This is a genomic window from Haemophilus haemolyticus M19501 (assembly GCF_000222025.1).
GTDB classification, from domain to species: Bacteria; Pseudomonadota; Gammaproteobacteria; order Enterobacterales; family Pasteurellaceae; genus Haemophilus; species Haemophilus haemolyticus_G.
In genome coordinates this window covers 331470-346172 of the sequence record NZ_AFQO01000007.1, presented here as the reverse complement: position 1 = coordinate 346172, position 14703 = coordinate 331470, and the positions used below count along the sequence as shown (strand labels likewise).

13 protein-coding genes and 1 pseudogene are annotated in these 14703 nt (G+C 38.6%); 5 read left to right on the top strand and 9 right to left on the bottom strand.

Translation table 11 applies throughout. From position 1 onward, the window contains the following. Positions 1–46: 46 nt before the first annotated feature. The 9 genes and pseudogenes from GG9_RS04085 to GG9_RS04120 all read right to left on the bottom strand — a co-directional run bounded on the left by GG9_RS04085 (position 47) and on the right by GG9_RS04120 (position 8103). Positions 47–802 carry a class I SAM-dependent methyltransferase gene (locus GG9_RS04085; RefSeq protein WP_005631510.1) on the bottom strand — a complete coding sequence of 252 codons (756 nt, stop codon included), beginning with the start codon at positions 800–802 and terminating at the stop codon, positions 47–49. 108 nt (positions 803–910) lie between these two features. Then, positions 911–1948: a YadA-like family protein gene (locus GG9_RS09305; RefSeq protein ID WP_005631509.1), complete on the bottom strand. Its 1038-nt coding sequence runs from the start codon at positions 1946–1948 to the stop codon at positions 911–913. Positions 1949–1972: 24 nt separating this feature from the next. Next, positions 1973–2203 (bottom strand): annotated as a pseudogene (locus GG9_RS09755) (YadA-like family protein); the annotation flags it as partial. A 333-nt stretch (positions 2204–2536) separates the two neighbouring features. Beyond that, positions 2537–3682, bottom strand: coding sequence for an N-acetylglucosamine-6-phosphate deacetylase (gene nagA, locus GG9_RS04095; RefSeq protein ID WP_005631508.1), 1146 nt, complete (start codon positions 3680–3682; stop codon positions 2537–2539). A gap of 57 nt (positions 3683–3739) precedes the next feature. Further along, entirely contained in the window at positions 3740–4543 is an 804-nt protein-coding gene (gene nagB / locus GG9_RS04100) for a glucosamine-6-phosphate deaminase (RefSeq protein ID WP_005631507.1), read from the bottom strand. A gap of 178 nt (positions 4544–4721) precedes the next feature. Continuing rightward, positions 4722–5600 (bottom strand): N-acetylneuraminate lyase, encoded by an 879-nt coding sequence (gene nanA, locus GG9_RS04105; protein ID WP_005631506.1) that lies wholly within the window; start codon positions 5598–5600, stop codon positions 4722–4724. A gap of 10 nt (positions 5601–5610) precedes the next feature. Further along, entirely contained in the window at positions 5611–6477 is an 867-nt protein-coding gene (locus tag GG9_RS04110; RefSeq protein WP_005625613.1) for a MurR/RpiR family transcriptional regulator, read from the bottom strand. Further along, positions 6470–7372 (bottom strand): N-acetylmannosamine kinase, encoded by a 903-nt coding sequence (locus GG9_RS04115; RefSeq protein ID WP_005631505.1) that lies wholly within the window; start codon positions 7370–7372, stop codon positions 6470–6472. The genes GG9_RS04110 and GG9_RS04115 overlap by 8 nt, the downstream gene beginning before the upstream one ends. A 44-nt stretch (positions 7373–7416) precedes the next feature. Continuing rightward, complete coding sequence (locus GG9_RS04120; protein ID WP_005631497.1) at positions 7417–8103, bottom strand: putative N-acetylmannosamine-6-phosphate 2-epimerase; 687 nt, start codon at positions 8101–8103, stop codon at positions 7417–7419. Positions 8104–8461: 358 nt separating this feature from the next. Here GG9_RS04120 and GG9_RS04125 point away from each other — a divergent pair, with 358 nt between their 5' ends. From GG9_RS04125 to GG9_RS04145, 5 genes are all read left to right on the top strand, one after another. After that, the gene (locus tag GG9_RS04125) at positions 8462–9448 is read left to right on the top strand and encodes a sialic acid TRAP transporter substrate-binding protein SiaP (RefSeq protein ID WP_080563589.1); all 987 of its coding nucleotides are present in this window, start codon (positions 8462–8464) and stop codon (positions 9446–9448) included. Between the two features lie 70 nt (positions 9449–9518). After that, a complete protein-coding gene (locus tag GG9_RS04130; protein ID WP_005631491.1) occupies positions 9519–11369 on the top strand; it encodes a TRAP transporter large permease subunit in 1851 nt (616 codons plus the stop codon). 123 nt (positions 11370–11492) lie between these two features. Next, positions 11493–12620 carry an N-acetylneuraminate epimerase gene (locus tag GG9_RS04135; protein ID WP_005631490.1) on the top strand — a complete coding sequence of 376 codons (1128 nt, stop codon included), beginning with the start codon at positions 11493–11495 and terminating at the stop codon, positions 12618–12620. 88 nt (positions 12621–12708) lie between these two features. After that, a complete protein-coding gene (nagE, locus tag GG9_RS04140; protein WP_005631489.1) occupies positions 12709–14172 on the top strand; it encodes an N-acetylglucosamine-specific PTS transporter subunit IIBC in 1464 nt (487 codons plus the stop codon). Between the two features lie 63 nt (positions 14173–14235). After that, positions 14236–14670, top strand: coding sequence for a methyltransferase family protein (locus tag GG9_RS04145; protein ID WP_005631487.1), 435 nt, complete (start codon positions 14236–14238; stop codon positions 14668–14670). Positions 14671–14703: the final 33 nt, after the last annotated feature.

The window sequence follows — 14703 nt, the reverse complement described above, 5'->3', positions numbered from 1 at the left end:
CGTAAAAAAAGCGAACCGCACATAAAAGAGCGGTTCGTTTTTTATATTATTTTTGGCTACATACAGCAATAAAATGTAATTTATGTTCAGGATCATTAAAGGTTTTAAACATTCTTTTAAATTGCTCACGATTTTCCGCTTTCATCGCATTACGGATGATTTTTAACGTCCCGAGAATGCCCTCATCATAAATCATTCCTTTTGGTGAAAGTAATGTCATCTCACCAGAGAAAGTATCAACATTTCTAAAGCCACTTTCTTGGAATATTCCCTTCCAGCCATCTTTCGTTAATGGCGTGACAGTCACATTAATCGCTTTTCGCATATTTTCTAGAATAGTTTGATGATCATTCCCCACCAGCATAACATCGTGAGTAAGCAATAAACCATTTGGTTTTAACACTCGAAAATATTCTGCAATGGCTTTTTTCTTCGCTTCCACGGGTAACATCGTGAGCATCGCTTCATTAATGACAATATCAAAACTTTCATCCTCGAAAGGCAACTTCATCGCATTCGCACGCTGCACATGAATTTTTTCTTGCAAGCCATTTGCTTCAATATTTGCTTGTGCTTTTTCTAACGCATTTTCATCTAAATCAACACCTTCAATATGGCAACCAAATTGCTTCGCCAATCCAATGGCTGTCGTTCCCATATTACAAGCAACCTCTAACACTTTTTTATCTTGGCTAAAATCGCCATTGGCAATTAACCAATCTGTCGCTTTTTTACCACCTGGACGCAAACGCGTTTTACCCAAACGTGCAAGAAAATTATGCCCAACTTCATCTTTTGCCATTTTTATCTCCTAGTAATTAACTTGGTTTTTATATTATAGATAAAAATGATAACTATTAAAATGGCAGATCAAATAAATAAGGCGGAATAATTGTTCCGCCTTTTTCTCTTATTTCTTCAATGCTTTTTTCAATTCAAGTAATTCACGACGTAACTGCTTCAATTCGCTTTCCATTTCAGCTTGTTTATGCAGTTTTTTGTTGGTTTCTACTTGTTGAGAACGCATCATCACTACTTCTTGTCTCAATTGCAAAACTTCCGCAGAATTGACCGCACTTTGTGTTGAAACTGCAGGTTTTGATTTGTTACCAAATTTCCAAGAAACACCTGCGCCAAAAGTTTTTTCCGAACCAGAAAAACTCCCCGCTACATTAAGCAACACATTTTCAGCAGGCTTAAACACTGCACCCATTGCCATCGCTTGTGCATTTTTATAGCTTCCCACGCCTAAAGACAACGCAAATTTATCATCTTCGCCTAATTGTGCAGGTTTTAATGAAGCCAACGCCGCAGCACTTGCACCAACGCGGTTAATACGTAAATCTGTTCGATTTAAACGGGTATCAACTTGAGCAAATTGATTATTCACTTGACCAATTTTAGCTTCTACTGCATTTAATTGACGGACATTTACTGCATCATAATCTTCTGTGCCATCGGCGACATTGACGATTTGGCGACGATAGTTCGCTTGTTTGCTTCCCACAGAAACCGTGTTGGCACGGTCGGCAATAGAATAATTACCTAAAGCAACCGATTTTTCTTTTTCTGCTGTGCTATTTGCGCCTAATGCCAAAGAGTCTTGTGCCTTCGCTTCAGCAAAATACCCTAATGCAGAAGAATCTTTTTGTATTGCCTTTGAATTAAAGCCAATGGCTGTACTGAATTTACCTAATGCACTACTTTGCGCACCGTATGCGCTAGCACCTGTTGCCCCTGTAGTGCTATATGCACCGAATGAATTGGCGAGTAGTCCGTGCGATGAAGCTTTATAACCAAATGCTTGGCTACCGAAAGTTTCACCATAACTTTTAATGACAGTTTCTTCATTTTGAGAAGTTGTAATAACATTTGTCACATTACCGCTACCGTCGGTAACAACTTGCTTAGACGTGCCATTGATTGGCGTTGTTTGATTTACAGGCAATTTAGAAACTTTGGCATCTTGACCAAATGCTACGGCATTATCACCGTCTTGAGCCTGCGCACTATTACCTACTGCAATAGAGTCTTTAGACTTAGCTTGTGCTTGAAAGCCAACAGCAACACTTGAATAGCCATTTAATGCTTTACTGCCGTAACCAATGGCTATGTTGCCTCCCTCTGAAGAATTAGATTCTGCATTATAACCAATTGCTACAGCAAAAATACCCTTTGATTTGCTATTTTTCCCAATTGCAATATTATCTGCATTTTTTTTGGTATCGTCTTTAGCATTTAAACCTTTACCTGTTTGTAACTGCCAAGTTGTATCATCTGCCGCAAAAGATTGAACAGAATAAAAAGATGTGGAAATAAGTAGAGTGATTAAAGAAAGGCGGGTTAGACTATTTTGCTTGCTTGCTTGCTTGCTTGCTTGCTTGCTTGCTTGCTTGCTTGATGATTGTCATAATATTTTTCCTTTTGTCAAATAAATGATAATTAAGAGATTTTTTAGAGTAGCAAAATATCAATCAAAAATCTGTGACATATATCACAGATTTTTAAATCAATTAGCTATTTAAGGTGTGTACTATTAATTCTCTTTCCACTCTCCGTTTACTACTGTGCCGATTACTTTGTAATCTGGTGTAAATATAGCTAAATTCGCGATTTTTCCTTTTTCTACAGAACCTAAACGCTCATCCACACCAATTGCTCGTGCAGGATAAAGGTTACTCATTCGAATTGCTTCAGCAAGTGGAATTTCTACAAACTCCACTGCATTTTTAATAGACTCGATCATGGTAATTGATGCACCAGCGATCGTACCGTTTGCATCAAAACAGCGGCCATCTCGGATATAAATGGTTTTACCTACAAAGGTAAATGTTTCCAATTCAGGTGGGGCGCCTGCTGCAGCGAGAGAATCAGTTACAATACAAAGTTTGTCACCTTTGATTTTTTTATCAATGCGAACATTGCCGTAATTGATATGCACACCATCCACGATAATACCAGTGTAAACATCAGAATCTAGTACCGCCCCTACTACGCCCATAGCACGTCCAGAACTAATTGGCGACATTGCATTATGCAAGTGAGTCGCAAAAGTTGCACCTTTGTGGAATGCGGCTTTAGCGACTTCATAAGTCGCATTGGAATGGCCTACAGAGACAATAATGCCCGCTTTCACAAAATCAGGCGTATAGTTAATAGTTGGGTTTTCTGCGGCAATGGTAATTTTTGTAATAACATCACCATTTTCACAGAGGAAATCCTTCATTTCAGGCGTAATTTCACGAATATATTCAGGACGGTGTACCCCTTTTTTCTCAACACTGATAAACGGCCCTTCAATATGTAAACCAAGTGCTTGGTTTTTATGCTTATTTAAATATTCACGCATAATTTTCACCGCACTTTTTATGTTTTCATCTGGTGCAGTGATAAACGTTGGAAGGAAACTTGTACAACCTGATTTCAAGTTAGTTTCCTGCATAATTTCCAAGGTTTCAACGCTAGTTTGATCGTTAAACATCACGCCACCACAGCCATTTAATTGCAGATCAATAAAACCAGCAGTTAAATTATTACCGTGTAAATCAATGGTTTTGATGCCTGTTTCTAATTCAGCTTGTGGAACTACCGCTTCAATAATTTCACCGTTAATAATTACAGCAAAATCACGTAAAACATCATATTTTGTGTAAATCACACAATTCGTTAATGCATATCTCATTTTTTGTCCTTAAATAAAATAATCAGAAAAATTACCGCTCTTTTGAGCGGTAGGATCTTATAACACGCTATGAATGGCGCGTTGTTCTAATTCAGTAAAATATTTAACAGTTTTTACTTTCAATTCTTGTTGTGCAGGTTCATCACAAACTAACACAAAATGGCGATGTAGCTGAAGTGCACTCACTGTCCACATATGGTTCACACCACCTTCTACAGCTGCTTGAACTGCAAGCGCCTTATGATGGCCTGTCGCAAGGATCATCACTTCTTCGGCATCTAATAATGTGCCTACGCCAATCGTCAAAGCATATTTAGGCACTTTATTTACATCATTATCAAAGAAACGTGAATTTGCGATCAGTGTATCTTGAGTTAACGTTTTAATACGAGTGCGAGAGCTCAATGATGACGCTGGTTCATTAAAGGCGATATGACCATCATTACCGACTCCGCCCATAAATAAATTAATTTTTCCATAAGATTTAATTTTTTCTTCATAACGGCGACATTCAGCATCATGATCATCCGTGTTACCGTTAAGAATATTGATATTTTCTGGCTGAATATCGACATGATTAAAGAAATTGTTATACATAAAACTATGATAACTTTCAGGATGTTCCTCTGGTAAACCCACATATTCGTCCATATTGAATGTTACTACATGCTTAAAGCTCACCTCTCCCACTTTACAAAGTGCGATTAATTCTTGGTAAGTTTTTAATGGCGTACCACCAGTTGGTAAACCGAGAACAAAAGGGCGTTCAGCCGTAGGATTAAAATGATTGATACGATCAACAATATGGCGTGCAGCCCAACGACTCACCTGTTGTTCGTTGTGTAGAGGGATAAGACGCATACTATACTTCCTTTATTTTCAATACCGTGGATAAACAAACCAACGGTTAAACATAATGGTTCCCCACTACGAAATAGAAAAACTGAGAAGCAGGAAACGAGAATTGCTACCCCAAGAGGGATAAATTATGAGTAACCTAGGGAAATCGCTCCCCTAGGTTCTCACGATATTCCATTAATTATAAAAATTTCGCTTTCAACTCTTTTGCTTTAGCAAGCTGAGCATCTGTTGCTTTTGCTGTCATTGGCTCACGGCAATAACCCGCATCCACCCCTTCTAATTTAAGCAATTCTTTGATGGTTAAATATAAACCGTTCGCTAAAATACCTTCGATTAAGTCGTTGGTTACATGTTGAATTTCTAACGCTTCGGCTAATTTACCCGCTTTGGTTAATTCAAAAATTTGACGAGCACGAACACCGTTTACATTGAAAGTTGAACCAATTGCACCATCCACACCAAGTGCGGCCGCAGGTAACATCATTTCATCGAAACCAGCCCAAATTAAGTGGTTTGGATAAGCTTTTTTCAAACGTTCTAATAAGTAGAAATCACCTGCTGTGAATTTTACCCCTAATACTTTCGGGTTTTTGTAAAGTTCACCAAATTGTTCAATTCCCATATTCACGCCAGTTAAGAACGGAATAGAATACACGATCATATTATTGCCCGTTTCTGCAATAATGGTGTCGTAATAATGTTTGATTTCAGGAAAACTAAATTTATAGTAGAACGGAGTGACGGCAGATAAGCTATCGTAGCCTAATTCTGTTGCATATTTACCTAATTCCACCGCTTCTTTTAAGTTTACGCTACCCACTTGAGCAATTAGCGCGATTTGATCTTTTGCTTCATCTTTTGCAATACGGAAGATTTCTTTTTTCTCTTCAGTTGAAAGCATAAAGTTTTCGCCTGTTGAACCACCCACATATAAACCATCAACTTTCATCTTATCGATATTGTGGCGGATAATTTGACGTAAACCTTTTTCATTAATTGTGCCATCTTCATTAAATGACACTAATAATGCACTGAAAATACCTTTTAAATCACGCATAAGTTTTCTCCTATTTTATACGTTGTTCAAGAATCACATTGAGAGTTTTTTGCTTGGTTTGAGCTGCAAGTTCTTCTTCGCCCTGCACTAACAAAGCATAAATTAAATCTAATACAAAAAGCTGTGCAATTTTGGTACCAATGGAGTCACCTTGTAGCTTCCCTTGTTTATTACCATTTACCAAAACATAATCAGCATATTCTGTAACGGGTGAACGCAAACTGTGAGTTAATGCCACTGTCGTTGCACCATTTTGTTTAGCAATTTTGAGTGTGTGCGCTGTTTCAGCGGAATAGCCGGAATGACTTAAACCAATTGCCACATCAGAAGACGTAAGTAATGCTGCCTGCATATACATAAAATGATTATTGCCTGTTGCATCCACTTGGAAACCGATGCGCATCAATTTATTTTTCGCATCTTCAGCTGTCACACCAGATGATCCCACGCCGAATAAAAAGATACGACGTGCTTTTTTAATGGCTTTAACCACTTGTTCAAGCTGTTTTAAATCTAATAAATTAACCGTTTCTTCCATTACATTAGAAACTGCCGCTTGCAACTTTTGTGCAATCGTTAAAGAATCATCACTCGGCATAATTTCTGTTTCGAGCACAGTTTCATCATTGTTATCTTTCGTGGCAAGCTCAATGGAAAGTTCTAATTTAAAATCGCTGAAACCTTTAAAACCAATGGTTCGACAAAAACGGACGAGCGTAGCTTCTCCAACTTCCAAATGTTTAGCGATTTCTGAAAGGGGACATTGAGACACCAAATCAGGGGAACGCAAAATCGTATCAGCAATTTTTTTCTCTGACTTGGTTAGGCTATGGTAAAGCGAACTAATGGTATTTAACACATTTCCGGATTTAGCCATAAATTGTTCCTTTTGGTTTATCAAGCACAACATCTTTCACCCAATAAGCTGCGCCAACTAATCCTGCATCTTGACCAAATTTAGCAGATTCAATATCACAACTATATACAGCAGGCATAGCCTGTAAGAAACGTTTGACTAATGGTAAATAACCATCAGCCAACCCGACACTACCGCCTATAACGACTTTTTGTACATCCAATCCAATCACAAAATCTGCCACTAAATTGGCAATGGCTTGAGCTGAACGTTCTATAAGTGCGGTAGCTTTTTCATCATTTTTTCTAAAACGTTCAAAAACTTCTTTTGGTTCGCAAGGATCATCCCATTGGGAAGATACCGCTTCAATAGCACGACCAGCAGCAACGGCTTCTACACAACCTCGACGACCACAACCACACATTGGGCCATTTGGATCCGCTAATGTATGCCCGATATGTCCTGCGATTCCCTTTGGGCCAGTTTGTAATTGTTGGTTTAATATGACACCACCACCCACGCCAGTAGAAACTGTAATAAAAACAAAGTTTGATACTTTCTCTGGATCTTGAAGTTGATATTCCGCATAAGTCGCGGCTTGTGCATCATTTAATAAACCAATTGGTTTATCCGTGTGTTTAGCAATACTTTCTTTTAGTGGAAATTGATTCAAACCACCCAAATTTTTAGGATTAAGTGCGGTTAAAATACCGTCATTTATAATGCCTGTTGAAGCCACCGCTACATAATCAAATTGCCCCGCATAATGAGTAAGAAGTTGTTCCAATGCTTGATGCATTCCTTCTACCACATTTTCACGCGGTGTATGAATTTGTTGGCGTTGTTCAACTTCGCCATTTTTTACGATAGCTGCTGCGATTTTTGTACCGCCAATGTCTAGAGCTAAACAACGCATAACTTATCCTTATAGTATGAAGTATTTTCTCACATGTCTTACGACTATCTTGCAGATTTCACAGAATTAGCGAACCAACTCACGATATGCTCAAGGCGAGTTAAGGCTGAACCCACGGTTACGCAATCTGCGCCAATTTCAATGGCCACTTTTGCCAATTCAGGCGTATTATAGCGACCTTCTGCCATCACAAAACAACCTGCAGCTTTTAAATCTTTCACTAATTGATAATCAGGTTCTTCGGGGACTGGACCACCTGTATAACCGGACATTGTGCTCCCCACAATATCAAAACCGAGTTTTTGACAATACAAGCCTTCTTCTAAATTAGAGCAATCTGCCATAGCCAAGCAGCCCATTTCATGAATTTTTTTCACCGCACTTTCAATATCAACTGGGCGAGGACGGTTAGTACCATCTACCGCAATAATATCAGCCCCAGCATTGGCAAGATCTTCAATATCTTGCAGAAATGGCGTAATACGAATCGGACTATCAGGTAAGTCACGTTTTACAATACCGATAATTGGAATGTTTACAAAAGGACGTGTCGCTTTAAGGTTATCTACACCTTCAATACGTAAACCTGATGCGCCACCAGCAACAGAAGCTTGAGCCATGGCAGAAACAATTTCTGGTTTATCCATTGGGCCATCATCAACAGGTTGGCAAGAAGCAATGAGACCATATTGAATTTGAGAAAGCGCATCTTGATGAGATAATTTCGACATAATATCACTCCTAAATATATTGAGGCCGATAATGCTCAAATGCTTTATTACAAGCCATATAGGCGTTAGCATTATTTAGACTCAATCATCCTCAAAAATATAACTGAGCCCGCATTTTCGTCAGTGCTTGGCATTATATAAAAACACAACTCCATTTTAAAAGTTTTTTTGAAGTATTTTTTTGCAAATGTGATCTACCTCTCAATTTTGAAATAAAACTTCAAAGATTAGTTCAAAAAGTATTTTTTTACTTTAGAATAACGTCCGAGTCGTTTTTTGATGTCATAAACATCAAGTATTCACTTTTAAGCTGAGCCAATAATGGCTTATATCAACATAGGTTCACACAGGAGCGAACATTATGAAATTTACTAAACTTTTCCTTGCAACTGCTATCACATTAGGAGTTTCTTCAGCCGTTTTTGCCGCAGATTATGACTTAAAATTTGGTATGAATGCGGGTACTTCATCTAATGAATACAAAGCTGCAGAAATGTTTGCGAAAGAAGTAAAAGAAAAATCACATGGTAAAATCGAAGTTTCACTTTATCCAAGTTCACAACTTGGTGATGACCGTGCAATGTTAAAACAATTAAAAGACGGTTCTCTTGACTTCACTTTTGCTGAATCAGCTCGTTTCCAATTATTCTATCCTGAAGCCGCAGTGTTCGCGTTACCCTATGTAATCACCGACTACAACATTGCACAAAAAGCCTTATTTGACACCTCATTTGGTAAAGATTTAATTAAGAAAATGGATAAAGATCTTGGTGTTACTCTACTTTCTCAAGCCTATAATGGTACTCGCCAAACAACTTCAAATAGAGCAATCAACAGCATTGCAGATATGAAAGGTTTAAAACTTCGTGTACCAAATGCGGCAACTAACTTAGCTTATGCAAAATATGTAGGCGCATCTCCAACACCTATGGCGTTCTCTGAAGTATATCTTGCACTTCAAACCAACTCTGTAGATGGTCAAGAAAACCCATTAGCAACAGTACAAGCACAAAAATTCTATGAAGTGCAAAAATTCTTAGCGATGACTAACCACATTTTGAATGACCAACTTTATTTAGTGAGTAACGAAACTTATAAAGAATTACCTGAAGATCTTCAAAAAGTAGTCAAAGACGCCGCTGAAAATGCAGCAAAATACCATACTAAATTATTCGTAGATGGCGAAAAAGATTTAGTGACATTCTTTGAAAAACAAGGGGTGAAAGTAACTCGTCCTGATTTAACGCCATTCAAAGACGCAATGAAACCATTCTATGCTGAGTTTGTAAAACAAACTGGTGAGAAAGGTGAAAAAGCATTAAAAGAAATCCAAGCTCTTAAATAATCTCTACACGTGCGCCAGCAATTTGGTTGGCGCACTCATTTTCGTTCTCCACAATCTCTCGGAGTGAAGTATGAAATTTTTTAACAAACTTGAAGAATGGATTGGTGGCGTACTGTTCCTTGTCATCTTCGGTATTCTTGTAGCCCAAATTCTATTCCGTCAAGCTTTCCACTCGCCGTTAATTTGGAGTGAAGAACTCGCTAAACTATTGTTTGTTTATGTAGGAATGCTCGGTATTAGCGTGGCAATTCGCAAACAAGAACACGTTTACATTGATTTCTTAACCAATTTAATGCCACCTTCAGTTAAAAAAGTCGCAAACTCTTTTGTACAGTTAGTGATTTTCCTTGGTATTATTTTCTTTATTCATTTTGGTATCAAAACTTTCCTTGGCTCTAGTTTCCCGATTGATGCATTAGGTGGAATTTCAGAAAAATGGATTTACGCTTCTTTACCGATCATTTCTATCCTAATGTTAGTGCGCTTCTTCCAAGCACAAGCGGACAATTTTAAAGAAGATAAAAGCTATTTACCGGCAACCTTCTTTATTGTAAGTGCGGTCATTTTATTAGGCATTTTGTTTACTTTCCCAGAGTGGTACAAAGTATTACGCATTACAGAATATGTGAAATTTGGTTCTAACTCTGTATACGTTGCCCTAATATTCTGGCTAGTTATTATGTTCCTTGGTGTGCCAGTAGGTTGGTCATTATTCATCACCACATTGCTTTATTTCTCCATGACCAGATGGAATGTGGCAAACGCAGCAGCTGAAAAGCTGACCATGAGTTTAGATAGTTTCTCATTACTTGCTGTGCCGTTTTATATCCTAACGGGTATTTTAATGAATACTGGCGGTATCACAGAACGCATCTTTAATTTTGCGAAAGCCTTACTCGGCCACTATACTGGTGGTATGGGTCATGTAAATATTGGTGCAAGTTTATTATTCTCAGGTATGTCTGGTTCTGCACTTGCTGATGCGGGCGGCTTAGGTCAATTAGAAATCAAGGCTATGCGTGATGCAGGTTATGATGATGATATTTGTGGCGGGATCACTGCAGCATCTTGTATCATCGGTCCATTAGTTCCACCAAGTATCGCCATGATTATTTACGGTGTAATCGCCAACGAATCCATTGCGAAACTCTTCGTTGCAGGTTTTGTACCAGGCGTACTCGTTACGATTGCCTTGATGTTCATGAACTACTACATCTCTAAAAAACGTGGTTATCCAAGAACACCAAAAGCAACTCGTGAAGAACTTTGCACATCATTCAAAAAAGCGTTTTGGGCAATTTTAACCCCATTACTCATCATCGGTGGTATCTTCTCTGGCTTATTTAGCCCAACAGAATCTGCCGTTGTTGCTGCGACTTACTCTGTAATCATTGGTAAATTCGTTTATAAAGAATTAACCATGAAAATGCTCTTCAATAGCTGTGTTGAAGCAATGGCAATTACCGGTGTGGTTGCATTAATGATTATGACTGTGACCTTCTTCGGAGATATGATCGCGCGTGAACAAGTTGCAATGCGTATTGCAGATGTATTCGTTGCTGTAGCTGATTCTCCATTGATGGTATTAGTGATGATCAATGCGCTCTTGCTCTTCTTGGGTATGTTCATTGATGCATTAGCATTGCAATTCTTAGTGTTACCAATGTTAATTCCAATTGCAATGCAATTTAATATCGACTTAGTCTTCTTTGGTGTAATGACAACATTAAATATGATGATTGGTATTCTTACCCCACCAATGGGAATGGCTCTCTTTGTGGTGGCGCGTGTGGGTAACATGTCTGTATCTACTGTGGCTAAAGGTATATTGCCGTTCTTAATCCCAATATTCTTAACATTAGTATTAATTACGATTTTCCCACAAATCATTACTTTTGTGCCAAATCTATTGATGTCTTAACACTAAAGTGCGGTTAAAAAAAGCAAGGCTTTTATAACCGCACTTTTTTTATAAAATAAATCCTATTCAATGCGGTTTTATGAATAGCAATCCATAAACATAACTTAATAAATGAGGTTTATTATGAAATTGACAAAAACAGCATTATGCGTCGCACTTTTTGCAACTGTTGCATTTTCAGCTAACGCACAAGCCTATCCAGATTTACCAGTAGGCATCAAAAGCGGAACGGGCGCACTCATCGGAGATACCGTATATGTAGGCTTAGGTTCTGGTGGCGATAAATTCTATTCTTTAGACTTAAAAGATCCTGCCGCACAATGGAAAGAAATTGCCGCATTCCCTGGTGGTGAACGTAATCAACCTGTTGCAGCAGCCGTAGATGGAAAACTTTATGTATTCGGTGGTTTGCAAAAAAATGAAAAGGGCGAACTACAACTTGTTAATGATGCTTACAGCTACAATCCAGCTGATAATACTTGGGTGAAACTTCCTACTCGCTCTCCGCGTGGTTTAGTGGGCTCAAGTGGCGCATCTCACGGCGATAAAGTTTATATTTTAGGTGGTTCTAATCTCTCTATATTTAATGGTTTCTTCCAAGACACTGTGGCAGCAGGTGAAGATAAAGCGAAAAAAGATGAAATCGCAGCAGCTTATTTCGATCAACGTCCAGAAGATTATTTCTTCACAACAGAATTATTGAGCTATGAACCATCAACCAATAAATGGCGCAATGAAGGTCGTATTCCATTCTCTGGCCGTGCTGGTGCGGCATTCACTATCCAAGGTAATGACTTAGTGGTGGTCAATGGTGAAGTGAAACCAGGGCTTCGTACCGCAGAAACGCATCAAGGTAAATTCACCGCTAAAGGTGTGCAATGGAAAAACTTACCTGACTTACCTGCGCCAAAAGGTAAATCACAAGATGGTTTAGCCGGTGCTCTCGCAGGCTATAGCCATGGCCATTATTTAGTCACGGGTGGAGCCAACTTCCCTGGTTCAATTAAACAATTCAAAGAAGGCAAACTTCATGCACATAAAGGTTTAACCAAAACGTGGCATAACGAAGTTTATACTTTAAATAATGGTAAATGGAGTATCGTTGGTGAATTACCAATGAATATTGGCTATGGTTTCTCTGTGTCTTACAACAATAAAGTATTGCTCATCGGTGGTGAAACTGACGGTGGTAAAGCATTAACCAGCGTCAAAGCCATTAGCTACGATGGTAAAAAATTGACCGTTGAATAATTTGGCATAGAATAATGTATAAGGCTTGAGGCAAAGAATGGGCTCAAGCCTTTTGATTTCATCAAAATATAAAAATTAAGGAGATTATATGAGTGTACTTAGTTACGCACAAAAAATCGGTCAAGCCTTAATGGTGCCTGTGGCAGCCTTACCTGCTGCAGCATTATTAATGGGTATTGGCTATTGGATCGACCCAGATGGTTGGGGTGCAAACAGTCAATTAGCGGCATTATTAATTAAATCTGGTGCAGCAATTATTGATAACATGGGCTTACTCTTCGCTGTGGGCGTTGCGTTTGGTCTTGCAAAAGACAAACACGGTTCCGCCGCACTTTCAGGCCTTGTTGGTTTCTACGTAGTAACCACCCTACTTTCCCCTGCTGGTGTAGCACAATTACAACACATTGATATTAGTGAAGTGCCTGACGCATTCAAAAAAATCAATAACCAATTTATCGGGATTTTAATTGGTGTAATTTCAGCTGAACTTTACAACCGTTTCTATCAAGTTGAATTACCAAAGGCACTTTCGTTCTTTAGCGGAAAACGCCTCGTCCCAATTTTGGTTTCTTTTGTGATGATCGCCGTATCATTTGCTTTACTCTATATTTGGCCTCATATTTTTAACGCGCTCGTTTCATTTGGTGAATCCATCAAAGATTTAGGTGCAGTCGGTGCGGGCATTTACGGTTTCTTCAACCGCTTATTAATTCCTGTTGGCTTACACCATGCCTTAAACTCTGTATTCTGGTTTGATGTAGCGAGTATCAACGATATTCCAAACTTCTTGGGCGGAGCTAAATCTATTGCCGAAGGCACTGCAACTGTGGGGGTAACGGGTATGTATCAAGCTGGTTTCTTCCCAGTGATGATGTTTGGTTTACCGGGTGCGGCTCTTGCGATTTATCACTGTGCAAAACCAAATCAAAAAGTACAAGTGGCCTCAATTATGCTTGCGGGTGCGTTAGCCTCTTTCTTTACAGGGATCACCGAACCGCTTGAATTCTCATTCATGTTCGTTGCACCTGTGCTTTATGTATTGCATGCATTATTAACAGGTATCTCTGTATTCATTGCAGCTACAATGCACTGGATTGCAGGATTCGGCTTTAGTGCTGGTTTAGTGGATATGGTACTTTCTAGCCGCAACCCACTTGCTGTTAGCTGGTATATGTTGCTTGTACAAGGTATTGTATTCTTTGCGATCTATTATTTTGTGTTCCGTTTTGCAATTAATGCCTTTAATCTCAAAACGCTAGGACGTGAAAATAAAGCAGAAACAGCTGCAGCCCCAACACAAAGCAATCAATCTCGCGAAGAAAGAGCGGTGAAATTTATCGCTGCTTTAGGTGGTTCAGAAAACTTCAAAACTGTGGATGCTTGTATCACTCGTTTACGCTTAACTTTAGTTGACCATCACAATATTAATGAAGATCAACTTAAAGCGCTTGGTTCAAAAGGTAATGTAAAATTAGGTAATGATGGATTACAAGTCATTTTAGGGCCTGAAGCTGAACTTGTAGCAGAAGCGATTAAAGCAAAATTAAAATAAATTTTGACCGCACTTTACATGCCGTCTATCACTAGGCGGCATTTTTATTAATGAGATTTAGCAATGTTATTTATTCCACCACCACTACTCTGTTTATTAATTGGCACAGCAATGTATTTTTTGCCAAAAGTAGCGAGTTATTCTGTCCATTTTGTAGTCATTGCCTTTGTCATTACTTTTTCATTTTTGATTGCTGGAGGCAGTGTGGTTCAATTTTTTATCCGCAAAACGACCATCAATCCTCATGACTTTAAACATACAACACAATTAGTTTCTACAGGCATATTTCGATTTAGCCGTAATCCAATGTATTTAAGTTTGCTGTTAATGTTAATTGCGTGGGCTCTTTGGTTAGGTAATAGTTTGGCTTGGTTAGGCGTGATTGTCTTTATACTAGTGATGAATCGCTTTCAAATAGCCCGAGAAGAAGCCTATTTGGAAAATAAATTTGGCAATGAATATCGTCGTTACAAACAAAAAGTAAGACGCTGGCTATAAAAAACACCTTCACGAGGAAGGTGTTTTTATCAA

What these genes read in the sequence shown, in the direction of transcription:
- GG9_RS04085 (WP_005631510.1), bottom strand. Translation starts at nt 802, where the DNA reads ATGGCAAAAGATGAAGTTGGGCATAATTTTCTTGCACGTTTGGGTAAA.
- nagA (WP_005631508.1), bottom strand. Translation starts at nt 3,682, where the DNA reads ATGAGATATGCATTAACGAATTGTGTGATTTACACAAAATATGATGTT.
- nagB (WP_005631507.1), bottom strand. Translation starts at nt 4,543, where the DNA reads ATGCGTCTTATCCCTCTACACAACGAACAACAGGTGAGTCGTTGGGCT.
- nanA (WP_005631506.1), bottom strand. Translation starts at nt 5,600, where the DNA reads ATGCGTGATTTAAAAGGTATTTTCAGTGCATTATTAGTGTCATTTAAT.
- GG9_RS04110 (WP_005625613.1), bottom strand. Translation starts at nt 6,477, where the DNA reads ATGGCTAAATCCGGAAATGTGTTAAATACCATTAGTTCGCTTTACCAT.
- GG9_RS04115 (WP_005631505.1), bottom strand. Translation starts at nt 7,372, where the DNA reads ATGCGTTGTTTAGCTCTAGACATTGGCGGTACAAAAATCGCAGCAGCT.
- GG9_RS04120 (WP_005631497.1), bottom strand. Translation starts at nt 8,103, where the DNA reads ATGTCGAAATTATCTCATCAAGATGCGCTTTCTCAAATTCAATATGGT.
- GG9_RS04130 (WP_005631491.1), top strand. Translation starts at nt 9,519, where the DNA reads ATGAAATTTTTTAACAAACTTGAAGAATGGATTGGTGGCGTACTGTTC.
- GG9_RS04135 (WP_005631490.1), top strand. Translation starts at nt 11,493, where the DNA reads ATGAAATTGACAAAAACAGCATTATGCGTCGCACTTTTTGCAACTGTT.
- nagE (WP_005631489.1), top strand. Translation starts at nt 12,709, where the DNA reads ATGAGTGTACTTAGTTACGCACAAAAAATCGGTCAAGCCTTAATGGTG.
- GG9_RS04145 (WP_005631487.1), top strand. Translation starts at nt 14,236, where the DNA reads ATGTTATTTATTCCACCACCACTACTCTGTTTATTAATTGGCACAGCA.